This window comes from Peribacillus simplex NBRC 15720 = DSM 1321, from assembly GCF_002243645.1.
Classification (GTDB): Bacteria; Bacillota; Bacilli; order Bacillales; family DSM-1321; genus Peribacillus; species Peribacillus simplex.
Map to the genome: position 1 here is coordinate 1,236,126 of NZ_CP017704.1, position 25,256 is coordinate 1,261,381.

A 25,256-nucleotide genomic window follows, 5' to 3' on the forward strand; every position below is an offset into this window, starting at 1 on the left:
CACGATGCAGCTTATTTTTCTCCATATGTTACTCCCATTCTAGGCAATGATTCCCCTTTTATTTTCATAGTTTTCATATAATCTGCCGTCCATGATCTTTTTTAGTACCTGTACAGTTTCATAGACTTCCTGAAAAGAGGTATAAAGAGCAACAGGTGCTAAACGAATCATATTCGGTTCACGATAATCAGGTATGATGGCCTCTTGTTTCAATGCTTTACATATTCTCGCAGCTTCTGGATGTTCAAGGATGATATGACCGCCCCTTTTTGATTCATGCCTTGGACTCCCAATTTCAAATCCATATCCCATCAATTCCGATTCTAATAACTCCATAAGATATTGAGTCAGCCTCAAGGATTTCTTCCGAACTTGTTCTATCCCCACTTCCGCAAACATTTCAAGTGAGCCTAAAAGGGGAGCCATGCTTAATATATGGGGAGTTCCAATCTGGAAGGCTCCTGCCGAATTTGCCTGGGTAAAGGAATGTTCCATATCGAACTGCTTATCTTTCCTTGAGCCAAACCAACCAGCCAAACCGGGCAGCCTTGCAAAATGCTTACGGTTCACATATAACCCAGCTACACAACCCGGTCCGCCATTCAAATGCTTATAATTACACCAAAACGCGAAATCCACTTCCCAGTTGTCAAACCAGTGCGGAACGGCACCCACGGAATGACAGGCATCGAAACCTATCATGATTCCACGAGCATGCGCTTCCTTCGTCAACCTCTCCATATCAAGGATCTGACCGCTGCGATATAAAACCGTCGGAAGCACAATCAACGCGATTTCCTCGTTCATCTCTGCAATGATGTCATCTTCTTCAAGGAATTTACCATCTCGGCTTTTCACCTGAACTAAATGTTCTGAAGGATTAAGCCCATGCAATTGGAGTTGGCTTTGAAGTGCATAGATATCACTCGGAAACGTTAGTTCATCCGCCAAAATCTTATTCCTGCCAGCTCTCGGTTCAAAAAAAGTGGCCGCAAGCTGATGCAGATTAGCTGTAGTTGATCCTCCCATTATTACTTCATCCCTTGCAGCCCCTACCAACGGGGCACTCAATTCACCCAATCTCTCAGAAAAGTAAAACCAGGGCTCTGCACCCTCCGTCCAGCCGTCTATTCCATACCTTTTCCAATCTTCCAATGACTTCATTAAACTTTTCTCAGCCCGCTTCGATAAAAGTCCCAATGAGTTTCCATCCATATAAATCATCCCGGGGTTCAAATAGAATTCCTTTCTGTAAGAAACTAATGGATCTTCCTGATCTAAAGTTTTCGCATACTCTTTCATTGAAATGAAATTATTGATATCCGTGTTCTCCTCGCTTTCCTCCATTCCATTATTTTTCACTTGTAAATCCCTACCCCTTCCCATGCCAACCTTATCATTCTGTTAGGATCTCTTTCAATATAATCCTTTTTATCAAAAATCATTGTGTAGTGGTTCGTTTCATCATATTTCGGCCAGATTTCGCCTTCCGGGGGATTGGGGTTTCCATGTTTCGCAAATTTGACCCAATGGCCCTGTATTCTATGGGAAACCTTTAGGGCAGCTGGCCTGGAACCATATGAAGTAATCCGTTTCCCCAATGCAGAGTCGAAAGTCTGGAAGGCAAAAGGAATTTCCATACCATGCGTCGCCCCTAATTTACTTATGCGCATTGCCGCCGTTTTATAATCAAAACGGTACATCCATGTTTTTTCAAAGCGGCTGTATGCCTCCGCATACCAAACCGAGGGAATATGGAAAGTCGCATCACGGCCAATGCCAAGCACAGCTTCCTTTTCTGGGTAATTTATATAAGCATTCGTAATTCGCTCTTTCGCCTCTGGATCAGTGTTTTCGAACATTTTATGAATCATCGCCGCATTGGTTGGGATTAACGGGGGATCCATCTGGTCGAATAACGTCGCTTCATCCCTATTTGTTCCTATAAGCAAGGATATTCCTTTTGCTTTTCCTGATCGAATCGAATCGAGTGGATAATCGGGCAGGAAGTCACCATCTACGACAGGTCCAAATGATAGTGAGCCCGGCATGGCCTGTGAATTTTCCTGTAAGAGTTGGTAGGAGGCCGCGACAATCTCTTGAGCTGGAAGTGTTTTTAACCGGTGGATATCATTCTTTCCAATGCCCAATATCTCAAGGAACTTTTCACTGAATTGGCGCGCAAATCCTTTTCCATAAACAGATGTTGGAGCAGGACTTTCTGCAATGGCCTGTTTAATAAGACCTCTCGCTGAAGGAACAGTAAGTAAAGTCGTCACCGCATTACCTCCAGCTGATTCACCAAATATCGTAACATTTTCAGGGTCGCCGCCAAACGCTTCTATATTCTCTTTAACCCATTTCAGAGACGCAACTTGATCACGTAAACCTAAATTGGTTTCAAATATTTCCCCATTACCTGCCAACTCGGTAAAATCCAGATATCCTAGTGCCCCCAGTCTATAGTTGATGCTTACCACTACTACATCTCCATTTTTTGACAGTAAGTGTCCATTGTACATATCAAGGGATCCAGCTCCCGTTATATATGCTCCTCCAGGAATCCACACCATGACCGGGCGTTTTTTATCATCAGCTCTAGGCGACCAAATATTCAGGAACAAGCAATCCTCATCCATTTTTTCATTTCCGGCCATTCCTGTTCTTACCGCCCGATCCATCGGCTGCGGGGGTATGGGACCAAAATCCACCGCATCCATGACACCGCTCCAATTATCAACTGGCTCCGGTGAGCGGAAACGCAGACCATCAATCGGCGCTTTCGCATACCTGACTCCACGCCAAACGCATATATCGTTTTCCATAGTACCTTGAAGATGTCCTTTTACCGTCGTTACTATTGATCCAATCATTCCTTTTCACCTCTTCATATAGTAGTAGATACTTAAGTTCTTCTTTTTCCATTCCCTTATATCCTTCATCTTTATCGAAAAAAGATCTATATGATCTGATCAGCCAAAATAAAGTACCGCTATCGTATATAAAGCTCAGATTATGAGTTTGAATCGTAATTGGATTTAGATTTTCAAATGACCAGTTCAACAAAAAAAGACCCAATCAGGTCTTTTTTGTTGAAGTCGGCAAAAAGCTTAGGTGAGCATGGCAATGATGCTCAATAAAGAGCTGCCCCGAACGGAAAGCTGTTGTGCAGCATATGTTAATTGCTGTTCATCGAGCTGTTCCAGTAACGGCTTTAATTCAAGCAATTCATTCTCCAGTCCTTTAAGGTCTGTAGATATCTTGTCCACCATCAAGAGCACTTGCTCAGAATCAACAGTGGCTTCAGACCAGACAAGTAACCGTTCCTTGATTTCAGTCAACGGCATATTCTGTTCTTTATACCGATTAATCATTTGAAGACGATTTAAAGCATCTTCTGTGTAATATCGATATCTTGACCCAGTTTTTTCATAGTTCAGCATTCCTAATTGTGTGTAATAGTCAATGGTTCTTCTCGAAACATTCGCAAGTTCAGCAAGCTGGCCAATCCGATATATATTCACCCAGATAGTCACCTTCTTTTAAATTCTACTGTTAACGATACTATAACATAACTATCCTATAAGGTGACCTCGAGGATGAATCTATTAGACTACTTTATCCGAATTGCCCTTCAACTGCTTCTTGGCAAAATACAGGGCATCTTCCTTCGATTTAAAAAAATGCTGTTTTTCTATTTTATGATACAAACCAGTGCTGAGTAACAATTCCTTTGGTTGCTGCTGGATTCCGGAAATGATTAATTTCCCCTTATAGTTTCCGATGCGGTTAACAATCGCCAATAGTGCAGCCTCTGCTGAAGTGTCCATATATGTTACCCGGTGCATGCTCAATACCAACACTTTCGTCTTATTATCCAAGTTTGCCAATATCGATGACTCCAGGACGTCTATCGAACCAAAGAAGAGGGGACCTTCCAAGTTATACACATTGATCTTTGAATCCGAATTATCAATTGGAACAATCTCAGTAATCTCATGACTTCTTTCCCTAACCTTTAACGTGTGGCTCATTTTTGCAATGAAGGTGATGAATGCAATCAATAAGCCGATTCCCACTCCCATGATTAAATCAGTGAAGACAGTGACGAGGAAGGTGACTAGCAAAACCGCAGAATCTGCCGTCTTCGTTTTCAATACATGAGCGAATTCCTTTCTTTCACTCATATTCCAGGCAACAAACATCAATATGGGTGCCATGCTAGCCAAAGGTATGTGCTCTGCATATGGAGAAAGTACTAGCAAAACCAGTAAAACGACAATTCCGTGAATGACTCCGGACATCGGGGAGACTGCCCCGCTTTTTATATTGGTAGCTGTCCTGGCAATAGCACCTGTTGCAGGTATCCCGCCGAAAAATGGGGTCGCGATGTTCGCGATTCCCTGCCCAACCAATTCCTTATTACTATCATGCTTGGTTCCCCCCATGTTATCGGCCACGGTAGCGGATAACAATGATTCGACACCGCCTAACAAGGCAATTGTAAAAGCAACGGGAAGGAGTGTGATAATGACTTCCACTGAAAGCTCCGGCACTTGGAATTCCGGAAAACCTCTCGGAATCGCTCCATACGTGGAACCAATCGTAGCCACCTTATCGGGAAATAAAAGGTAAGCTGCCATTGTTGATATTAGCAGACCCAGAAGCGGTCCTGGCACTCGTGGCAGAAGTCTAGGTGCCAGCAGTATGACGACAAAACATATAATCGCAACAATCACACTATATATATTGATCGTGTCTGCTTTAATCACCAGTTCCTTCATGTTATCCATGAACGCTTCATGTTTTTCCACTTTCATACCAAAGAAGTTGGCAATTTGCCCTGAAAAGATTATTATCGCAATTCCTGTTGTAAATCCAATGATGACTGGACGGGGAATGAACTTCATCAAATTGCCTAACTTAAGAAGACCCATCAAGACTAATATCATCCCCGCTAAAAACCCGGCAATAAGCAGACTTTCATACCCATATTGCATAACGATTCCAAATAATAAAGGAACAAATGCCCCGGTCGGTCCTCCAATTTGATACTTGGAGCCACCCAAAATCGATATGAGGATTCCAGCGATGATGGTCGTATATAACCCGTATATCGGTTCGACGCCTGAAGCAATTGCAAAAGCCAATCCTAAAGGAATGGCTACAACACCTACGACCAATCCTGCCGTTACGTCCTTTTGAAAACCCTTCATATTATATCCTTGAAATCTAGAATCTTTTATCATCTTTTTCAAACTCACATCCTTAGTCGTTTTTTAAGTTGGGATCTACCATCATCAGGAAAAATGACATTCTTTCATTTTAGAGGGAGTTGCTTGATCGAAATTAATCTAACTATTGTTGAGGATATTTTTCCAACGGGACAAACCATACGGGGGACTTTTCATAACTAAGAAATAATCGTCATATGTAATCTCCTTATGTTAAGTTATTTGACATGGTCTCGACCACGCTTCAACATTATACAGTAAAACGTAAAACTGTACATTGTTAGCAATGTAAACATTTGTTTACATTTTTTCGGATATTTTTACATGCATATTACAATCCGGGACCATACTTCCAGTCTAGTTAATTTGAAGCCGGAGATTCAGACTACGAATCAGGAGGTTTGAACTTTGGACTAATTCCCCATACCGGAAACATTGATTAATGACCAATAAAAAAAGCATGTTTTGAGAAAGATTGCTCAAAACATGCTCTGACAAAAACTCAAGACTCTATATACGCAAAACCTCTTGATAAAATCAAGAGGTTTTCTTTCAGTTTACAGCTCTTCTCCTCTCGTCTCGATAATATGCTTATACCAATGAAACGAGAGCTTCTTTTTTCGGTTTAACTGATCATGATGATCCACGTAAATAAATCCGTATTGCTTCTTATACCCGTTTAACCAACTTAATAGATCAATGACAGACCATGCGTAATACCCTTTTAAATGGATGCCTTCTTTGATTGCACGCTTAATCACTTTTAAGTGTTCCTCAATATATTTAATACAGGGAACATCCACTACTTCACCATCGATAATCGGATCCTCATCACCAAGTCCGTTTTCTGTAACATACATTTTAATATCACCATAACGTTCTTTTAACATATGCAGTCCATCTAAAAATCCTTGAGGTGAGATTTCCCAGCCCCATTTTGTATATGTTTTATCTTCCATTTTTACGGTCCGATAAAAGCCATCAAAAGACGGATTTCCTGGAGCTAGAGTAGATGTTTCTCTTGAATGCTCCATGTTTGAAACGGCTTCCCGATTTTTTTCCACGCGAATGGGCTGATAATAGTTGAGTCCAATAAAATCATTTTTCTCCGCATTTCTTTTTAGCGTATCCAGTTCTTCTTCGGTCCAACTTGGTGTCCAGCCTCTCTCCTTTAATTGCTCAACCACGTAAGATGGATATTCCCCTTTTAAAATTGGGTCATAATACCAAAAAGTTTCATATTCATTGGCATGCCGAGCAGCTAATACATTCTCATGTTTGTCATCAATACTATAGGCTGGCAGGAATACATGGGTAATTCCAATTTCACCGTAATGATTCAGTGCCTTGTATACCTCTATCGCTTTTGCATGTGCATAAAAAACGTAATGTGTCGCTTGAAAGTATTTATTTTCATCGTTTTGGATTCCAGGCGGGTGCGCTCCTTTTAAATAGCCCAAACCGCAAAACATAACCGTTTCATTAAACGTGATCCAATGCTTGATGCGGTCTCCGAATGCGCGAAAACAAATTTCGGCATACTTAACGAATGCTTCAGCTGTTCGCTTATTCGTCCATCCCCCATCCTGTTCAAGCGTCAAAGGCAAATCCCAATGATACAGCGTAACAAATGGAACAATCCCATATTTTAAGCATTCATTAATAACATTATTATAAAATTCCAAGCCTTTTTCATTTACTTCCCCGTCACCTGTTGGCAAAATACGTGCCCATGAAATGGAAAACCGATATGATTCAAGTCCCATCTCTGCCATTAATTTAATATCTTCTTTGTAACGATGATAATGGTCTATCGCTACATCCCCGTTTGTACCTTCATATGTTTTCCCCGGAATCTTTGAAAAGACATCCCAATTCGTTATACCTTTACCATCTTCATCCCATGCTCCTTCTATTTGAAAAGAAGCAGAAGCAGCTCCGAATAAAAAATCGTGTGGAAACTTCATTAATACCCCTCCGTTTTCATACCCGCTTATTAAATTGATAATAATATATTTTATTCATTGGTACAAATTTCTTTGATTATATTACTTTAATTCATATTTGACTATTTGTAAAACATAAGCATTAAAGATAGTATTCACTATCATAGAATGATTAAATCCAGAATCAATACTAAAATAAAGGACATTAATTCTGCTGAATCAATCTCTCTTTTTAACAAAAGAAGAATAACTTACATCTCTTTTTTTAGTTTCATATGAACACATACAAAACCCGTCCACCTTTGGAGGACGGGTTACACATATTCAAGATGTTGCTAATCACTCCACAACCGGGAGCCAACCTTTTATCTGAATCAACTTTTCCCAAAGCGGATCTGGAATGACCAATTCATCCTGATCTTTTTTTGAGAGGGTAGTCCGTATTTCCGCTTCTTTTCCAGACCTGATTTTTTCAATCCAATGCGGTTCCATAAGAAGTTCACGGCCAAGGGCGATAAAAGGGACACCCGTTTCCATAGCTTCTGCAACTTCATCGGGTGTATGCAGTGATCCTACACCGACCACCGGGATACGATTACCTACTTTATCGTAAATTTTAACGATGCGCGACTTTGTCCTATCACTCTCACGGAATGAGCCATTCCAGAAGTGACCTACCGATATATGTAGATAATCCAGATTTTGATTCGCTAATCTATCAACGAATTGGATCGTATCATCTAAAGTGATTCCAGGATTGCTGCCTTCTTCAGGAGAAAGGCGGTAGCCGATGATAAACGGCTTTTTCGCATGCTCAGCAACCGTTTTCTCGACTTCATTCACAATGGTAAGCGGGAAAATCAATCGTTTTCCCAGTGTTCCACCCCAGTTATCCGTACGACGGTTCGAGTGCGGCGAGAAGAATTGTTGAAGCAAGTACGTATTGGCACCATGGATTTCCACACCATCGAATCCTGCTTCGATGGCCCTTCTTGTTGCTTCGCCAAATGCCTTAATAACGTCTTGTATTTCATCTTCACTCATTTCCCGCGGTACAGGTGCTTCCTCGCTGGAAGCAATGGCACTTGCAGATACAGGTTGGTTATCAGGCAATAATTCCGGCGGACTTTGCCGGCCTCCATGATATATTTGCAGAATCGCTTTTGACCCGTTTGACTGAATCGTTTCAGCTAGTTTTCTCAAGGATGGGATAAAGAAATCGTCATCTGCACTAAGTTGGCCCGGGAATCCCTTGCCTCCAGCAGATACATAGGCACATGCAGTGACCACCGCGCCTACACCAGCCGAGCGTTCAGCGTAATAGGCCAGTTCATCATCGGTTACAACGCCTTGATCATCCGAAGAATAAGTGGTCATAGGAGCCATCATGATACGATTTTTCACTTCTACCCCTGATGGAAATATATATGGTTGAAAGATCTTTTCGTATTTTTGATTCATGCCAATCCTCCCCCTTTACTCTTAATGGTGATGATGTCCGTGCGGTTCTTTAGAAGGGTTCGTGATTTCAAAGCCTTCTTCAGGTACATAAAAATATTTAATCCAAACACCATCCAGAAATTCTTCACGTGAATCAAGTAAAATATCGATATCTTTATCTGTTTTGACGATTTCATCATGTTCAGTCGGAGTATCTAGTTTCATGTCATAATGGGCATGATCACCATGCATATGGGTGATATATACACGAATCATTTTCCCTTCGGCTTCTTCAGTGCTCAGCATTTTTTGTAAGACCTTAGCTGCATTACGATTAATTTTGCATTTCATGTCCATTCCTCCAAAAATAAAATTATCCATGTATAAATTCTACCCAATTAAAGGGTATCAGTAACATCCATTTATACCCTTCCTACTTGGCCATGACCAATTATAATCGGTCTGCCGGAAAGACGATGCCGATTTGCTTTCTTGCCTCATCGATGATTTCCATAGTCAACAGTGAATTTGAATATGAATTTATATCGGACTCCATTTTCCCCTGCTGTATCAATTCAACAAATTCTTTCGCTTCATAATACATGGTAGGCATGTCCTGATTAACTGAAATATTTTCAGTGGTTCCATCCCGATACTGAATATCCACCGCTTGCGGTCCTGAAATTTTCTGAATGATGATGCTTCCAAGTTCACCTTGAATTTCCGATGGCAAATTGGATTCAGTAATCTTGGAAAACATGACGACTGCCTCCATTTCATCATAGGAAAGCAGAATCGTCCCCTGCCCATCAACTCCTGATTCAAGCATCGTTCCTGATGCCTGCACCTTATTTGGTTTACCGAACAGAACTACAAGTGGATAGAGGACGTAAATACCTAGATCCATTAAAGAGCCACTGGAGAATTCAGGATTGAATGCATTCAGCACAGTGCCTTGTTTATACGAATCGTATCGTGATGAATATTGACAAAAGCTTCCCGAGAAACGTCGTACCTTCCCGATTTTATCCAGATTCTCCTTTATACTTTCGAAGTTCGGCATGATGGTCGATTTCATCGCTTCCATCAATAGCACATCATTTTGTTTTGCTGCCTCAATCATTTCCATTACTTCTGCCGCATTTGAAGCCATTGGTTTTTCACATAATACATGTTTTTTATTTTGTAAAAACAAAACTGCTTGCCTGCAATGATGTGAGTTAGGGCTTGCTATATATACAGCGTCGATTTCATCGCTGGCGGCCATAGCTTCTAAATTCGTAAAAGTCGTATGTACTTCGTATTTATTGGCAAATTCTTTTGCTTTCTCTTCTGTACGTGAATACACGGCGGTTAATGATAAATCCTCTACATGCTTTACAGCCTCCAAAAATCGTTCCGTGATCCAATTTGTACCTATTACTCCTAATCTTATCAACATCCTATCCCCTTTCAAGTGAACTTAATTATGTCCTCAATATACAGACATTTCACTGAAAAACAAAGTATAATGAACACTTGCAACTGTTTAAATTGGATTTTTTAGGTAATATTCGTTTATAATTTTGTTATATTACCACTGCCATGATGTTTCTACATACTCCCTAAATGGGAAAAGAAGACTTAAAAGGAGCGTGTGAAGTTTATGACAGAATTAATGAAAAACAAAGTTGCCATCATTACCGGTGGAGGCTCGGGAATTGGCCGGGGCGCGGCACTGAAATTAGCTGAAAACGGCGCAAACATCATCTTTTTTGACCGAACAGTCGAAAATGCCGAAAAAGTGAAGGAAGAAGTGGAAAACCTTGGTCGAGAGGCTTTAATCATTAAAACGGATGTTTCCAAGGCTGAGCAAGTTGAACAAGCCTACAAGTTGGCCTATGAACATTTTGGGAAAATTGATTTTGTATTTGCAAACGCAGGCATCAACGGAGTGATTGCCCCTATAGAAGATATAAAGCCAGAAGATTGGGATCAGACACATACCATTAACCTCAAAGGCACCTTTCTCACCATCAAATACGCCATTCCCTACATGAAGGAAACGGGTGGCAGCATCGTAATCAACAGCTCCATCAATGGAAATCGATATTTCAAGAATTTTGGTTTTTCCGCTTATAGTTCATCCAAAGCTGGTCAAGTCGCTTTCGGAAAAATGGCTGCACTCGAATTGGCAAGATATAAAATCAGGGTAAATACCATTTGTCCCGGCTCCATCGATACGAACATTCACGATAACACATTCCCGGAAGATGAAAACTTAAAAAAAATCAGGATTCCCATTGAATATCCGCAAGGCTCACAGCCCCTGGCGAAGAAAGCGGGGACTACCGAACAAGCTGGTGATCTCGTATTGTTTCTAGCATCAGACATGTCTTCCCATGTTACGGGCACGGAAGTTTATATCGATGGAGCAGAATCACTATTATGATTCATACTTCCCCCCTTAAAGGAAAAAGCTGAAATCCACATCAGGATTTCAGCTTTTCCTTATTAAGCAACTCGCCTTAACCCACGACGGGCAAGGAGTAAATAAGCGAACATGGCAATGACATGACAACTTACCATCACAATTCCCATCGGCAAGGGTGACTCACCTGAACCTAATCCCACCAGGGGAGCCATTAGTGATCCCAATATGAAGGGAAGCAAGCCAATTAAAGCCGAAGCACTGCCTGCAGTTTTTTTCTGATTTTGCATCGCTAAAGAAAAACTCGTTGTACCGACAATACCGACGCTGGAGACGGAGAGGAATAAAGCGACCAAGATTCCTGCCAACCCAATTTCGAGAAGGACTGAGGCAAGAAGTAATATTCCCCCAAACAAAGCTAGAAATAATCCCATTTGAAGAAGTTTTTCTTCTTTAACCTTCCCTGCCAGCTTCCCGGCAACTTGTGAAGCGATGATGATCCCAATTCCGTTTATTGCAAAGATCAGGCTGAAGGTCTGTGGGGAAACCCCATAAATGTTCTGAAGAACAAAAGGCGATCCGGAAATATAAGCGAACATAGCGGCACTTATGAACCCTTGTGAAAAAGCATAGCCCATAAACACACGATCCTTCAATAAGTTCCCAAATGTCCTGATAGTATCATTTACCCCACCGGCACTCCTGAGATTAGATGATAAAGTTTCCTTTATCCCAAAAAATGCAGCCGCAACCATAATGATACTTAATACTGAAATGACAACGAAAACTCCCGGCCACGAAGTAAACTGCAAAAGTTGACCACCAAAAACCGGAGCCAATATCGGTGCCGCCCCATTCACTAGCATTAACATGGAGAAGAACTTGGTCAAATCCGTTCCTGAAAAAAGATCACGAACTATGGCTCTTGAAATGACAATGCCTCCCGCTCCCGCAATACCTTGGATAAAACGTAATAATAAAAGCAATTCAATGGTTGGAGCAAAAGCGCATAATAGAGATGAAATGCAATAAATGGATAAAGATATGATTAACGGTGTCCGCCTTCCTTTTGCATCACTTAGCGGCCCTAAATAAATTTGGCCTAAAGCCAATCCTAACAAGCAGGCAGTCAAGCTCAGCTGCGCTAAAGACGTACTGCTTTTCAGATCCTCTGCCAGTGTAGGGAGACCTGGTAAATACATATCAAGTGACAGTGGTCCAATCGCTGCAAAAGATCCCAGCATAAGAGCCATCAACAGCCTTTTGGATTTAGTCATTTCGTTGCCTGATGATATCGATTCCTTCATTTCAATCATTATTACCCCTATCCCTTTCAACTAATTGTTTTTCCTAAATAAAACTCGACTTTCTTTATTTTACAAAAGATCCGAACAATTTACGATAAGTATGCTTCCCTTGAATTGGATTCTTCCCTCCAGCACTCAATTAAGTAATGCTTCAAAACTCGGAAATTTTCTAAAAAGGACAAATCTTAAATCAGGAAATATATTTGAAGATACTTCGAACCAAAGAAAAACTATTAAAGTTCCAAACAATTCCCCATAAAAAATGACCCCATTTTGGGGTCATTTCAGACTGTAGACAAATTCGAAGAAAGCGAGTTTGCTTGCATTTTTTTCTTAAAAAAACGTGCCAGTTGTTTTCCATTCCGAACCCCCTTTTAGGGTCATTTTGATTTATTCAACAATACTAAATTACGGGGAGTATCACCAGATAATCCCTCCATCAAGTTTTGTACAGCAAGAGTTGCCATTTTCAATCTTGTGGCAATACTAGCACTCCCGATATGCGGTAAAGTTACTACATTGGGCAATGTTAGCAGCGGGTGGTCCACAGGGACGGGCTCTTCTTCGAATACATCCAATCCAGCCGCCCAAATCTCTCGATTTTCCAGCGCCTGGTACAACGCTTTTTCATCGATAATCCCGCCTCTCGCGGTATTTATGAGCACAGCCGTCTCTTTCATTAATTCCAGCTGTTCCTTGCCAATCATATAAGCGGTTTCCGGTGTGAGCGGCAGCATGACACAAACGAAATCCGAGATTTGGAGCAAATTTCCAAGGGGCTGATATTCGATTCCTAATTCTTTTTCCTGTTCATATTTACGGCTTCGATTAAAATAAACTAAGTTCATATCAAATCCCTTAGCTCTTTTTGCAAGGGCTTCGCCAATCCTGCCTAATCCGATGATACCCAGCGTTGCACCGTGTACATCTTGTCCAGTCAGCTGCATCGGCGACCATGTTTCCCACCTTCCACTCTTTAAATAATCTTCTGCCTCCATCATCCTTCTTGCCGTTGCAAGCAGTAAGCCGAAGGTTAAATCAGCTGTCGTTTCCGTTAAAACCCCCGGTGTGTTCGTTACCATGATGCCCCGTTTTATTGCACTTTGAACATCAATATTATTATGGCCCACTGCCATATTCGCGATGATTTTCAGATTAGGCGCCTGTTCAATCAGTGACTCATCGATTTGTTCCGTCAATAAGCAAAGCAGCCCCTCGACTTCTTTTATTTCTTCTTCAAGGACTTCTCTAGGGACCGGTATATTTTCTTGATCCCACATCCTGACATCATATTTCCGACTAAGACCTTCGATGATTTGTTCTGGCAATTTCCTTGTTATATAAATTTTTGGCTTCAAACCATAACCTCCTATACCGTTTCTTTCCATGGAACGCATACTTGCACCATTCGTCGCCTTCAGTTTTCATTACACAACAATTAATTATAAGAATATTGGAAAAATTACTGGCTTGTTTATTTAATTTTAAATTAAACTAGATAAATAGACCATCCATTTCCAATCAATCTTACTATTAAATTTCTCGATTGCCTGGAAGCTTCCGCTTGACAGTTTCAGTTCATTCAACTAATCATAGAATAATAACCCTTTAAATCTATTCGGTCATTAGTAATATCGCAATTTTCCAGATGAAGTTTATCTCGATTTAGGAGGATATGGGACGTTCATGAAAACGAATACAACATTTAAAATTTATCCAATTATAGCTCCAAGCGCTTTATCTTTAAAAAGTATAAACTTTTATTTAGTTAAACAGGATGAATCTTTAACATTAGTCGATGCAGGTATGAATGATGACGTCTGCTGGAATGCACTGCAGCAAACATTAAAGGAAAATGGATTTACGGTTGGAAATATCACGGAAATTTTGTTAACCCATCACCATGGGGACCATGTTGGGTTGGTCAACCGGATTACCGAACTCCATCCGATTCCCGTTTATGCACATTCTAAATCCATTCCCCGTTTAAAAAGGGACCCTGACTTCTTAAGTATGAGAATTGAATTTTATAAGCAGCTATACCTTGAGATGGGCTGTGGTGAACTTGGAGATAAACAAGTGGCCTACCTATTCAACGCGGTCGATAATAATAAAGATCAAAAATTGAATAGTGACATCATCGCAATCACGGAAAAACAATGGCTGAATTTTGAAGTGATCGAATTTCCCGGGCATGCCCCGGATCAAATTGCTTTCCTTGACCAAGAAGGGAACCGGCTTCTTGCTGGTGATTTATTGATTGAACATATATCAAGCAATGCCTTGATCGAACCAGATGAAAACGGTAATAGAATGCTGACTCTTGTAGATCATATCGATTCATTAAAACGATGTTTAGCATTACAGGTGAATCTCCTCTTTCCTGGTCATGGTAACATCATTGAACAACCTGGTAATCTGATTGAAAAAAGACTCAACAGCATAGAGAGAAAATCACAAAAACTCCTGACCTTGATAGAAACCGGAATTTCTACAGGCAATGAACTGGCTAAGGAATTTTACAAACAAAAGTATATAGCAGAATTCCCGCTCGTCATGTCAGAAATCATCGGCCATTTGGATTATTTAGAATATCAGGGGAAGGTCAAGAAACAACTCGTTGAAAATGTAGTTCATTATCAAGCTAAATGACATCAAAAAGGCTGAAATCATTAAAGATTTCAGCCTTTTCTTGCTGACGAAACTCAGACACACACTACAACCTCTCGGGAAAAAATGCCTTTCCTGGCCACACATCGATCAGCAATTTCAAACCCTGCTTCTTTAATCATATGATCCATCGTGTCGATCGTTACGACGACGACCTTGTCAGCAAAGCCCCTGGCATGTTTAAGGATCGATAGCTGATCTTCCGGCGTCGCATGTGTATATAAATTGTAAGGCATATCGATAATCGCTACATCATATTTACTGGTGACCTCCGAAATCGGACCTGTAGTTACATCACCTTCGAGTCCGAAATAGGCAATGTTCTCCCTAGAACCGTCGGTAACAAGCGGGTTGATATCCCGGCCAACAATATTGATCCCCATCGACAGGGCTTCTACCAATACCGTTCCAATTCCGCAGCATGGATCAATTGCCTTCACTCCATCCGGATGTGGAACGGCTATGTTGGCAATGGCCCTCGCTACTCTTGTGCTAAGCGCTGTTGAATATTCACGGGGCTTCTTCATATGTTTTAACCAAACCGCTTCAGGTTTGATATACTTCCCAAAATACCAACGCCCGCCCAAGGTCACGATTCCAAAGACCTGGTCAGGATTACGTACATCGGCATTCCCCTGAATGTGCCAGCCAATCTCACGTTCAATTTCACGCTGTCCATCATAATCTATTTTTGCGTCTTTATTCAGATCATTAATTTTCACGAATAATACTTTGAACGTCGAATCAGGCAAATAAATACCCTTCACTTGCTCAACGATTTCGGATATGCTTTCCCCTTCAAACATGACGTCGACCCGTCCTTTTATAAAAGGGCTCCTGCTCGGTTCAATAGCTATATCGCTTTTCAAAATATTTCCTGAAGTCTCAAAGCCAAAGAACGAGCGCATCTCCATTTTAGATAATGAGCGTTCGTCAGGGCTGCATGTAAACGTATATATATATGCCGGTATGCGGCTATGCTTAGTCAATCCATTCCCATCCTTCATTACTTTAGATTATATCTTTCTATCAAACATAGCTGTAATAGTATAGAAAAGCAAATGGAATCGTGCAGAAAAAAGCAGGAATGCTTTTCTTTCAACACTCCCGCTGTTATTTTTTCAATGTTCCATCACTAAAGGAAGGGAATTATTAATCCAATTTATACAGCCGGCTATTTATATACTTTGCACGGGCCTCAATGAATTTCAGGATGAATTCGGGCTCATTATCAAATTTCACCTTGTTTCCCTTGATATATGGATCTTTTGAAACATAAGGTCTTATTTGATCATGCATTTCCTGAATGATAGGTTTCATATAGCCAACGTTAAAATGATTGTTCAAAATCTCCTTAAGAAGTTCTTGGTATCGTACACGAAATTCCCTTACATCAAGGATTCTAGCAGTCAATGTATTGAATCCCTCGATTCCCACATAATCCTCCTCCATCACTTTCCCGTTAACATCCCTGCCCCATGTCGCATCATAATCCCATGGAATCATTTCAAAGAGTCCAGTATCTCCATTTCGATACAAGGCATAGTTATGAACGAACCCATCAAAGTTTTGCGTGAATATGACACCGGCCAGCCAGCGGAGGTACTTTTCTACATCGACATATTTTACGATTTCCTTTTCAAAATCCACTCTTGAAATTGTATTGATCTGAATGATCAACTCTTGTAAATATAATTCATCCTTTGCTGTCCCGCATTTTTTTTGATAGCCCATCTCCAACGATTTTTTGATTCCTTTATCCAAATCGCTCATCAATGAGAAATTGGCATCACCATCCACTGCATAGAAAATGGACCCCTTGGGCAGCCCCCTTTTCTTCAAATAATATTCATCCACCGATTCCAATTCCAGGTATATCCCTTCGTCCTTTCCGTTCAGATTCAGGAAAACGAACTGGGAGTTCGGTGATAAGGTGCCTATATCCGCAAAAAAGTCTAAAGATAATTTATTTCTTAGTAAAGATTTATCTTTATATTCGGCATTTAAATGAACTTCCTTGGCATTCTTATAAGTATTAGGTTTATAAAAGATTACATTATAGGATTTTTTGTGAAAACCGCGGATATGTGAGCCACGGTAAACAATATCAATATCCAGTTTTTTTCTGTTAAGTGTTAACTTTGCCGGTAAAGGATCATTGCACCATATATCTCTGCGAAGTTCCATTAAATTAACTGGTGGAATAAAAAGCTGGTACACAGGCAGCTTCTTGTCAGAATTCATATAACCCTTCACTTCCCTTTCACTTTCATATTAAATTATGAAAAAAAGCGAGGGGTGTCACCAAAAACAAATTTTTATTAAAAATTGTGCTATTATCTCTGGCATATTACGTACAAGCGCATAGTTTAACGTATAGAAAGGGGGATATATAAATATGTCTGACATCATTCGAAATATTCAAAATGCGGTGGATAGAGCCAATTCCTTCGGGTTAGGCGATTTCATGTATAATGACCCATTTTCAAAAGGCCGTTCTTCACGTAAAAAAAACAATAATAGGCGAACTTCCCGCAGAAGCACTAAACGTTGCACTAGCAGGAGGAGGTCCACTCGCAGCACGCAAAGACGCACTAGCAGGAGAAGGTCCACTTTCAGTACGCAAAGACGCACTAGCAGGAGGAGGTCCACTTGCCGTACGCAAAGGCGCACTAGCAGGAGGAGGTCCACTTGCAACAGACAAAGGCACTCCAACAGAAACCGGTGTTCGTCCAACCACTGCAGTTGGCTTTGCGGCAATATCTTTCGCAATAAACGGAGAAGGTGCTTCTAGTTTCATGGTACCGTTTTAATGTACAACTAATATTTTTTTACTGGATATTAAGCTTTACTTTAAAGTCCAATTTCTATAAAAAAACACAAACTCGTCCTATAGGTAGGGGCGAGTTTTGTGTTTTTAAAATTATCACGATCGTTAAATCCATTCAAATGTCCCGTTCCTTAAACAATAAAAAACACTGCCATTTATAATGAGAGTGGACAATTTAGTATCGGAAATATTATTATCGCACAAATAAATTAGGTTCTTCTTGCAACATTTCATTTAAAGATAATTTACTGTTCAATTAAATTTGCTAACGATTGAGAAATACTAGCCAATTGGCCGAAAATATCAAACTTGCCTACTACTGTTAGTCCAACTCTAGCATAATCCTGTCGAAGCCATACCAGCAGCAGGTTAACATCAGTTCCACTAATATTTTCATTAAATCCGCAACTCCATCATTTATGTGCCATGTACCCGAATCTATAAAAAAGGACCCTACCCTCATACATAAGGTAGGATCCTTCCAGTTTCGCTTATTTAACGGAGACCAATTCGAACTGTGCATACACATCCTTCAGCCCTGCTTGGATGGCTTGACCAGCCTTCCCACGATAATGCATTTGCACACGATCAATCAATTCTTCGATACCATCTTTCAGGCAATAACCGCGCAGCAGTTGACGAATGAATTCCCTGCCATGTTCTGTAGCAAGTGTACAGGAAGCCTCGACTATTACTCCATATTTAAAGTCAAGCTCTACCGTGATCGTGATGGAATCATATATATTTCTCGCCGCCATCCCTTGTGGAAGCTTTGCATGCCCTGCAATAAAGTATGTGTTCATCATCTGATCTCCTCTATCTATAGTTAATGTACGGAAACTTGCTCGAAGGGCCATGCAGGCAATTGCTTACGAAGCTCTTTATCTTGTCTGTAGCCAAGTGTGTATTCACCCTGCATTACAGTATGAATCTCACGGGTTCCTTCGTAAATGACCGGTGCTTTTGAATTCCGCAGAAAACGTTCGACTGGATATTCATCCGAGTAGCCATAGGCACCATGAATTTGAACAGCATCATTGGCCGCTTCGTTAGCAGCATTACATGATATCCACTTGGCAAGTGATGTTTCCTTCGTATTCCTTTTTCCTTGATTTTTTAAGGTACCCGCTTTAAAGACCAGCAATCTTGAAATCTCTAAATTTGCGGTCATCTTGGCAATCATCTGTTGAACGAGCTGATGCCTGCCAATCTCTTTTCCGAAGGTACTTCGTTCATGGCAATACTTCAAGCTTGCTTCCAGGCTTGCTTCTATTAATCCTACAGCACCTGCGGCAACTGTAAACCGGCCGCTGTCCAATGCCGACATGGAAATTTTAAAGCCTTCTCCTTCTTCACCAAGCCTATTCTCCACCGGAACTTTTACATCCGTTAAAAAGATTTCACCTGTATTTCCGGCGCGAATACCCAATTTCCCTTTAATGGCTTTCGACTCCACTCCCTCAAAAGTCCGTTCCACAATAAAAGCAGTGATTCCCCTTGAACCGGCATCATGATCAGTCTTGGCGAAAATGAGGAAATGATCTGCATAATCACAGAGCGAAATCCATGTTTTAGATCCGTTCAAGATATAATGGTCCCCAACACGTTTTGCCGTTGTTTTCATTGCCGCAACGTCAGACCCTGCATTCGGTTCAGTCAGTCCAAAAGCGCCAATTTTGGTCCCTTTTGCCTGGGGAACTAAATATTTCTGTTTTTGTTCTTCCGTCCCCCATTGCAGCAGGGTCATGCTATTCAACCCTGTATGTACAGAAACTGCAGTTCGGTAAGCCGTATCGCCTCGCTCCAGCTCTTCACAGACGATGGCCAGGGTATTATAATCCATTCCGACTCCACCATACTCTTCGGGTATACAAACGCCCATCAACTGCAATTCCGCTAACCTTTTTAAAATATGTGGCTGGAATTGACCTTGCCTATCCCACTCTTGAATATATGGGATAATTTCCTTATCCACAAATTTCCTTACCACTTTCTTCACACTTTGCTGCTCTTCTGTTAATTCGAAATTCATCATTAAAATTCCTCCTAAATAATTTTATTTTCCTTGAATTTGCTTATTTGGTCTGGTCTATATCCAATTTCCGCCAAAATGGAGTCGGTATGCTCACCATAGAGCGGCGGATGCTTTCTCATCGTAACCGGCGTTTTTGAAAGGTTCAGGGGCGACCCCGTCACTCTAAGATCTTCGATTGTAGGATGTTCCATGTTCACCAACATGCCTCTTGCGATAATTTGTGGATCCTCGAACATCTCTGCGATATCATTAATCGGACCATTGGGTATCCCTGCATCATCAAACAGCCTTTTCCATTGTTTCTTTGTCTTTCCGCTCAACGAATCCTCTATTATCGGTATTAATTCTTCCTTGTTAAGCAAACGTTTTTCATTTTGCTTAAACTGTTCCTGCTCGGCTAAATCAGGTCTGCCTATAACGGTTGAAAATCTCCTGAACTGATCATCATTTCCTACTGCCACAACAAGCTCTCCATCGCTTGTCCGGAACGTCTGGTATGGAACGATATTGGGATGTTGGTTTCCCATCCGTTCAGGGGTCAAGCCACTGAATAAGTAGTTGCTGGCGACATTCACCAATGAAGAGACCTGACAATCCATTAATGAAATATCAATTTCCTGTCCTTCCCCCGCTCTATCCCTATGATGTAAAGCGGATAAAATGCCAATGCAAGTATACAAGCCAGTCAATATGTCAGCTATGGCCACTCCGACTTTCACCGGACTCCCATCTTTTTCTCCTGTGATGCTCATCAAACCACTCATCGCTTGAATGATATAATCATAGCCAGGTAAATCTTTATAAGGACCGGTTAAACCAAATCCCGTAATCGAGGCCATGATCAGTTTGGGGTTACATTCCTTTAAATTTTCATAACCTAACCCCATTTTTTCCAATGTACCCGTCTTGAAATTTTGAATCAATATATCTCCTGAACCCACTAACTTCCGGAAAATCTCTTTCCCTTGTTCCGACTTTAAATTCAAGGTCATGCTTTGCTTATTTCGATTGGCACATAAATAGTAAGCGCTTTCTCCTTGGGCGAATGGCGGACCCCATCCTCTCGTTTCATCACCTGACTCATGATGCTCGATTTTAATTACATCGGCACCCAAATCACCGAGGATCATTGAACAAAACGGCCCCGCCAATACACGGGATACATCGATAATCCTGACTCCTTCCAAAGCTCCATTCATATCATCACCCCTTTCAAAAACTGTCGGGATACACAAAAAAGAGCCAGTAAAACCAACAATGTCATACATTGATGTTTCACTGACCCTTATCCACGAACTGTCTTCCTGCAAAGGAAGATCAAGTGAACCAAGTCAATTTTTATGGATTCCAGATTTATGACAAGCCGGCCATGCAACAAGGTAACTTGCTGTCATCGGTTTGGTAAATTAAGTATAGAGCCATTGTTTGAATTTTGCAATAATTTTGTTCAGCTGTTTTTATTACTTCCATTGAAATACTATTTAGCATACTTCCCGTTTAATATAAAAATACATCCCTCAATCCAGAGTAATCGGAAATTGCCTTTATTCGTGAGGCATGTGATGATTGAATATGCATAACTGTCAATATATGAATTTTTCATACTATCAATTATCGCTCGACAGAAAAGAAAAGATTAAAAGGAGATGGCGAAATGGACAATAAAAAAGCGGAAATAATCAAAGCGATTAAGAAATACCACACAATTATCATTCATCGCCATGTTAATCCGGACCCGGATGCATTGGGATCACAAATCGGTTTAAAGAAACTATTGAAGCATTCCTATCCTTCTAAAGAAGTCTATGCGGTAGGCGAGGAAATGGATAAGCTTCTATTCATTGGTGATATGGATGTCATTTCCGATAACAAATACAAAGGTGCCTTAGTGATTGTTTGTGATACTGCCAACATTTCACGGATCAGTGATTCCCGATTTGATCACGGGGACATGCTAATCAAAATTGACCACCACCCCGATTATGAGCAATTTGGTGATCTTTCTTGGGTCGACCCCTCTTATAGCTCTGCCAGTGAAATGCTTGTTGATTTATTCTTGGAATTTCCAGAAGGCTTTATCATGAATAAAGAAGCGGCTAAATCCTTTTATGCAGGAATACTTAGTGATACAGGTAATTTCATGAATGGGAATACCACTCCAAGGACATTAAAAATTGTTTCGCACTTAAGAACTTATAATATTCAGCCAGAAAGAATCCACAACAACCTTAATGTAAAGGCGAAAAACGCTTCCCGACTTCAAAAAGACATTCTCATGAGCTTCAAGGTAACCGATAAAGGGGTAGCTTACTTCATTATTACGGAGGATCTTTTAAAAATGTATGGTGTGGATCGACTCGAAGCTTCGAATTTAGTTAATACGCTATCAAGTGTAAGGGGCAATAAAATCTGGGCTTTCTTCATCGAATATCCTTCTGAAACCCGTGTCAGGATACGTTCACGGAATATACCCATCGCTTCAGTCGCACGTCAATTCAATGGAGGAGGACATTCACTGGCTTCAGGCGCTACCATCCATTCCTGGGAAGAGGTTGATCAAGTTATCCAAGCACTGGATCAAGCCTGTCCATAACAGGATGTGCATGATTTCTTTATCATGACAGCAATCATTTCCCTGTCGAGTTTATATGTATGATTATATTCCCAGGTCCAATACAACGGAATAAACCGACCTAAATTGGGGATTATTTCGACCTTTTCCGGAATTATTCCGGCCTTTACCTGATTACAAAAAAAGCGCCAAAGCCAGGATGACTGAGGCGCTTGCTTATTTCAATTTATTTGGACACTTCTTCAAGAATTGATAAATCGATCATGCCTTTTATATCACTGGTAGGGATATAACCAGCTTCTTTGCTTATGTCGGCCATTTCCTGAATGACTTGCTCATTAACTTCAGTTGTCACTTCAAGGCGTGAAAATGCTGAAGCCACTTCTTCTTTACTTAATTCTTTACCAGTCAGTTCCTTTAAATGCTTAATAACCAGTTCTTGGCTTTCTTCAGGGTTGTCTTGAATAAATTTCACCGCTTTTTCATGCGCCTTCAAATAGGAAGCAGCGAGCCCCTTTTTATCCAAGAACTTCTGGCTTGCAGCCACTACCGTGTTAGGTGAATCTTTTCCCCATGCAAATTGATCCCAGTCAAGCACTAACTTTCCTTTTGCCTGGTTTTCCAATACATAACCCCATGGTTCCTGGGTAGCTGCTGCATCGACGGACTTTTGGACAAAAAGGGCGGTTGTGTCAGCAGGTGCTGCCGCATAAAGCTCAACTGTCCCCCCATTTGTAGTCGGTTTTAAGTCAACATCTTGAAGGGCCTTCCTAAGCATGACATCCTGTGTGCTCCCAATGACGGGAATCGCTACCTTTTTACCGTCCAAATCTTTTAAATCCGTAACCTTGCTGCCCTCGCTAGCCACTAGTACGGCACCTCCATTAACAGCCCCGGAGATCAGGTGGTATTCAGGGTTTTTTACGTAAAAGTTAAGCAATGGACCAGGTCCGACCGTTCCGACATCAATGGCGTTTGTGGCCATTGCTTCCATGAATAATCCGCCATTGGCCACTGTTTTGGTTTCAATCTTAACATCTTTACCGAACTCTTCTTCGAAAAAGCCTTTTTCAAGTGCAATGATCGTTGCACTGTGAGTTAAGTTAGGAAAATATCCGATTTTCACGGATTTTTTCCCCGAACCTTTTCCTTCTTCATCATTACTGCTGGTTTGAGTGCATCCGCTTACTATTCCAATTAACAATACAGACAGAATAAGGGCAAAAAATGATTTTTTCAGCATATTTTTCTCTCCTTTTGAACTATTATTTTATTAAACTACCGTTGATTCACTCCCCATTTCAGTTGAACATTACGTTCAAGGCGGGAGAAGACAACATTATCCACGATTGTTCCTATGATTGCTATTATGATCATCACGGAGATGACCAAATCCATTTGTCCCAGTGATCTGCCCATTTCCAGCAATTGTCCAAGACCGCCTCCCCCGCCAAGTAATTCACCGGCCATCAATGCACGCCAGGAAAAGGCCCATGCAATCCGCAGACCGGATATTATTTGCGGGACGGATGCTGGTAAAATCACGGTACGAAGAAAATGAAATCCTGTCGATCCATATGTTTTGGCAACCCGCTGATACAACTGGGGTACATTCCGGAATCCACTGGTTGCATTAACCGTCATCGTCCAAGTTGCGCCGATGGTGACGATAAAGAGAATCGAAAAATCATTCAATCCAAACCAAATGATCGCTAAAGGGAACCAGACGATACTCGGGATGGACTGTAATGCCGTCACGACGAATCCTAAAGTGTCTTCAACCAATTTAAAGCGCCAAATGAAATATCCTAATATTAGACCTACTATAATGGCAATCGTAAAGCCGATCAGGATACGGCCAAGGCTTTTTCCGATCGCTTCGGTTATTTGTCCGCTCATCAGTCCATTAAAAAGAGTTTCCAAAACCTGAGTCAGGCTTGGGAACATGAACTCCGGAAGACTGGAAAGTCTAGATGTGACTTCCCATATCCCCGCTATCATCGCGATGAATATGATTCGTCTTAAAGCTGTAATCATTCCCCATTTCCTCCTTCAGCACTTTTTCAATTTCCTCCTGTAAAATCGATAGAACCCTTTGTTCTGTATGTAAAGTTACACTATCCGGCATAACTCCATCTTTCATGGAAGGGACGGAAATCGTCTCTTTAATTTTCCCTGGACGGGTTGCAAAGACGATGATTTTTTCGGAAAGCTGAACAGCCTCACGAATATTATGGGTCACGAAAAAGATTGTCACTTTAGTTTTTCTCCAGATTTCGAGCAGCTCTTTATGCAAGACCATCCTCGTTTGCTCATCAAGTGCAGAGAATGGCTCATCCATCAACAGGATATCCGGTTCCATCACCAACGCTCTTGCGATGGCTACCCTCTGTTTCATGCCCCCTGAGAGTTGATGTGGATAGGAGTCAACATATCGGCTGAGGTGAACCATCTTTAAAATGTCCAATGCCTTGGCTTTAGCCTCTTCATTGGGAATTTTCTTTAACTTCAATCCGTATGTAACATTTTCAAGTACCGTCAACCAAGGAAATAACCCTGCCTCTTGAAACACTACGACCCGTTCCGGACCTGGCTTCATCACTTTTTTCCCAGCTACACGTATTTCACCTACATCTGCCTTATCAAGGCCGGCAATTAGATAAAGGAGTGTGGATTTTCCACATCCTGAAGGACCTACGATCGAAACGAAGCTTCCTTTCTCGACCTCTATGTTTATCTTATCGAGCACCTTTATGCTTTCTTTCTTTTCATTCTTAAAACTTTTTTCAATGCCATCTATTGTTAAATACAT

22 protein-coding genes and 1 pseudogene are annotated in these 25,256 nt (G+C 41.1%); 5 read left to right on the plus strand and 18 right to left on the minus strand.

The features are described 5' to 3' along the window. Positions 1 to 39: 39 nt before the first annotated feature. The 8 genes from kynU to BS1321_RS05805 form a co-directional block, all read right to left on the minus strand. Positions 40 to 1,302 (minus strand): kynureninase, encoded by a 1,263-nt coding sequence (kynU, locus tag BS1321_RS05770; RefSeq protein WP_063232148.1) that lies wholly within the window; start codon positions 1,300 to 1,302, stop codon positions 40 to 42. A 56-nt stretch (positions 1,303 to 1,358) separates the two neighbouring features. Then, a complete protein-coding gene (locus BS1321_RS05775) occupies positions 1,359 to 2,873 on the minus strand; it encodes a carboxylesterase/lipase family protein (protein ID WP_063232099.1) in 1,515 nt (504 codons plus the stop codon). A gap of 237 nt (positions 2,874 to 3,110) precedes the next feature. Continuing rightward, positions 3,111 to 3,524 (minus strand): MerR family transcriptional regulator, encoded by a 414-nt coding sequence (locus BS1321_RS05780; protein WP_063232100.1) that lies wholly within the window; start codon positions 3,522 to 3,524, stop codon positions 3,111 to 3,113. An 84-nt stretch (positions 3,525 to 3,608) separates the two neighbouring features. After that, the gene (locus BS1321_RS05785) at positions 3,609 to 5,249 is read right to left on the minus strand and encodes a SulP family inorganic anion transporter (RefSeq protein ID WP_063232149.1); all 1,641 of its coding nucleotides are present in this window, start codon (positions 5,247 to 5,249) and stop codon (positions 3,609 to 3,611) included. A 542-nt stretch (positions 5,250 to 5,791) separates the two neighbouring features. Next, the gene (locus tag BS1321_RS05790; RefSeq protein ID WP_063232101.1) at positions 5,792 to 7,201 is read right to left on the minus strand and encodes a glycoside hydrolase family 1 protein; all 1,410 of its coding nucleotides are present in this window, start codon (positions 7,199 to 7,201) and stop codon (positions 5,792 to 5,794) included. Positions 7,202 to 7,519: 318 nt separating this feature from the next. Then, a complete protein-coding gene (locus tag BS1321_RS05795; protein WP_063232102.1) occupies positions 7,520 to 8,641 on the minus strand; it encodes an NADH-dependent flavin oxidoreductase in 1,122 nt (373 codons plus the stop codon). Between the two features lie 21 nt (positions 8,642 to 8,662). Next, the gene (locus BS1321_RS05800; RefSeq protein ID WP_063232103.1) at positions 8,663 to 8,971 is read right to left on the minus strand and encodes an iron-sulfur cluster assembly accessory protein; all 309 of its coding nucleotides are present in this window, start codon (positions 8,969 to 8,971) and stop codon (positions 8,663 to 8,665) included. Between the two features lie 100 nt (positions 8,972 to 9,071). Continuing rightward, positions 9,072 to 10,058 carry a Gfo/Idh/MocA family protein gene (locus tag BS1321_RS05805; RefSeq protein WP_063232150.1) on the minus strand — a complete coding sequence of 329 codons (987 nt, stop codon included), beginning with the start codon at positions 10,056 to 10,058 and terminating at the stop codon, positions 9,072 to 9,074. 207 nt (positions 10,059 to 10,265) lie between these two features. Between BS1321_RS05805 and BS1321_RS05810 the strand changes: the two genes are divergently transcribed. Beyond that, positions 10,266 to 11,051 (plus strand): SDR family oxidoreductase, encoded by a 786-nt coding sequence (locus BS1321_RS05810; RefSeq protein ID WP_063232104.1) that lies wholly within the window; start codon positions 10,266 to 10,268, stop codon positions 11,049 to 11,051. A 62-nt stretch (positions 11,052 to 11,113) separates the two neighbouring features. On the opposite strand, the gene BS1321_RS05815 is transcribed toward BS1321_RS05810, so the two are convergent. Both BS1321_RS05815 and BS1321_RS05820 read right to left on the minus strand, forming a co-directional pair. Beyond that, a complete protein-coding gene (locus BS1321_RS05815; RefSeq protein WP_094246681.1) occupies positions 11,114 to 12,337 on the minus strand; it encodes a multidrug effflux MFS transporter in 1,224 nt (407 codons plus the stop codon). Positions 12,338 to 12,717: 380 nt separating this feature from the next. Beyond that, positions 12,718 to 13,695: a 2-hydroxyacid dehydrogenase gene (locus BS1321_RS05820; protein WP_063232106.1), complete on the minus strand. Its 978-nt coding sequence runs from the start codon at positions 13,693 to 13,695 to the stop codon at positions 12,718 to 12,720. Positions 13,696 to 14,023: 328 nt separating this feature from the next. Between BS1321_RS05820 and BS1321_RS05825 the strand changes: the two genes are divergently transcribed. After that, positions 14,024 to 14,989 carry an MBL fold metallo-hydrolase gene (locus BS1321_RS05825; protein WP_063232107.1) on the plus strand — a complete coding sequence of 322 codons (966 nt, stop codon included), beginning with the start codon at positions 14,024 to 14,026 and terminating at the stop codon, positions 14,987 to 14,989. 53 nt (positions 14,990 to 15,042) lie between these two features. On the opposite strand, the gene BS1321_RS05830 is transcribed toward BS1321_RS05825, so the two are convergent. Continuing rightward, positions 15,043 to 16,014 carry a TRM11 family SAM-dependent methyltransferase gene (locus tag BS1321_RS05830; protein WP_063232108.1) on the minus strand — a complete coding sequence of 324 codons (972 nt, stop codon included), beginning with the start codon at positions 16,012 to 16,014 and terminating at the stop codon, positions 15,043 to 15,045. A gap of 145 nt (positions 16,015 to 16,159) precedes the next feature. Further along, positions 16,160 to 17,251 (minus strand): CotH kinase family protein, encoded by a 1,092-nt coding sequence (locus BS1321_RS05835; RefSeq protein ID WP_063232109.1) that lies wholly within the window; start codon positions 17,249 to 17,251, stop codon positions 16,160 to 16,162. A gap of 154 nt (positions 17,252 to 17,405) precedes the next feature. On the opposite strand from BS1321_RS05835, the pseudogene BS1321_RS28695 reads away from it, so the two are divergent. Beyond that, positions 17,406 to 17,459: pseudogene (locus BS1321_RS28695) on the plus strand (hypothetical protein); the annotation flags it as partial. Between the two features lie 22 nt (positions 17,460 to 17,481). Continuing rightward, entirely contained in the window at positions 17,482 to 17,820 is a 339-nt protein-coding gene (locus tag BS1321_RS05840) for a hypothetical protein (protein ID WP_063232110.1), read from the plus strand. Between the two features lie 508 nt (positions 17,821 to 18,328). Here BS1321_RS05840 and BS1321_RS05845 read toward each other — a convergent pair. From BS1321_RS05845 to BS1321_RS05855, 3 genes are read right to left on the minus strand one after another with little or no spacing between them, the layout of a single operon-like run. Further along, positions 18,329 to 18,640 (minus strand): DUF3870 domain-containing protein, encoded by a 312-nt coding sequence (locus BS1321_RS05845; protein ID WP_048682993.1) that lies wholly within the window; start codon positions 18,638 to 18,640, stop codon positions 18,329 to 18,331. Positions 18,641 to 18,663: 23 nt separating this feature from the next. After that, the gene (locus BS1321_RS05850; protein WP_063232151.1) at positions 18,664 to 19,869 is read right to left on the minus strand and encodes an acyl-CoA dehydrogenase family protein; all 1,206 of its coding nucleotides are present in this window, start codon (positions 19,867 to 19,869) and stop codon (positions 18,664 to 18,666) included. 14 nt (positions 19,870 to 19,883) lie between these two features. Then, positions 19,884 to 21,071, minus strand: a complete 1,188-nt coding sequence (locus BS1321_RS05855) for a CaiB/BaiF CoA transferase family protein (protein WP_063232152.1) — start codon at positions 21,069 to 21,071, stop codon at positions 19,884 to 19,886. Between the two features lie 455 nt (positions 21,072 to 21,526). Between BS1321_RS05855 and BS1321_RS05860 the strand changes: the two genes are divergently transcribed. Next, on the plus strand, positions 21,527 to 22,465 hold the full coding sequence (locus BS1321_RS05860) for a DHH family phosphoesterase (protein ID WP_063232111.1): 939 nt from the start codon (positions 21,527 to 21,529) through the stop codon (positions 22,463 to 22,465). A gap of 205 nt (positions 22,466 to 22,670) precedes the next feature. On the opposite strand, the gene BS1321_RS05865 is transcribed toward BS1321_RS05860, so the two are convergent. Genes BS1321_RS05865 through BS1321_RS05875 form a run of 3 tightly spaced genes read right to left on the minus strand, consistent with a single transcriptional unit; the run spans position 22,671 to position 25,256 of the window. Further along, a complete protein-coding gene (locus BS1321_RS05865) occupies positions 22,671 to 23,687 on the minus strand; it encodes an aliphatic sulfonate ABC transporter substrate-binding protein (protein WP_063232112.1) in 1,017 nt (338 codons plus the stop codon). A 35-nt stretch (positions 23,688 to 23,722) separates the two neighbouring features. Further along, on the minus strand, positions 23,723 to 24,481 hold the full coding sequence (locus BS1321_RS05870; protein ID WP_063232113.1) for an ABC transporter permease: 759 nt from the start codon (positions 24,479 to 24,481) through the stop codon (positions 23,723 to 23,725). Beyond that, positions 24,414 to 25,256: an ABC transporter ATP-binding protein gene (locus tag BS1321_RS05875; protein WP_063232114.1), complete on the minus strand. Its 843-nt coding sequence runs from the start codon at positions 25,254 to 25,256 to the stop codon at positions 24,414 to 24,416. The genes BS1321_RS05870 and BS1321_RS05875 overlap by 68 nt, the downstream gene beginning before the upstream one ends.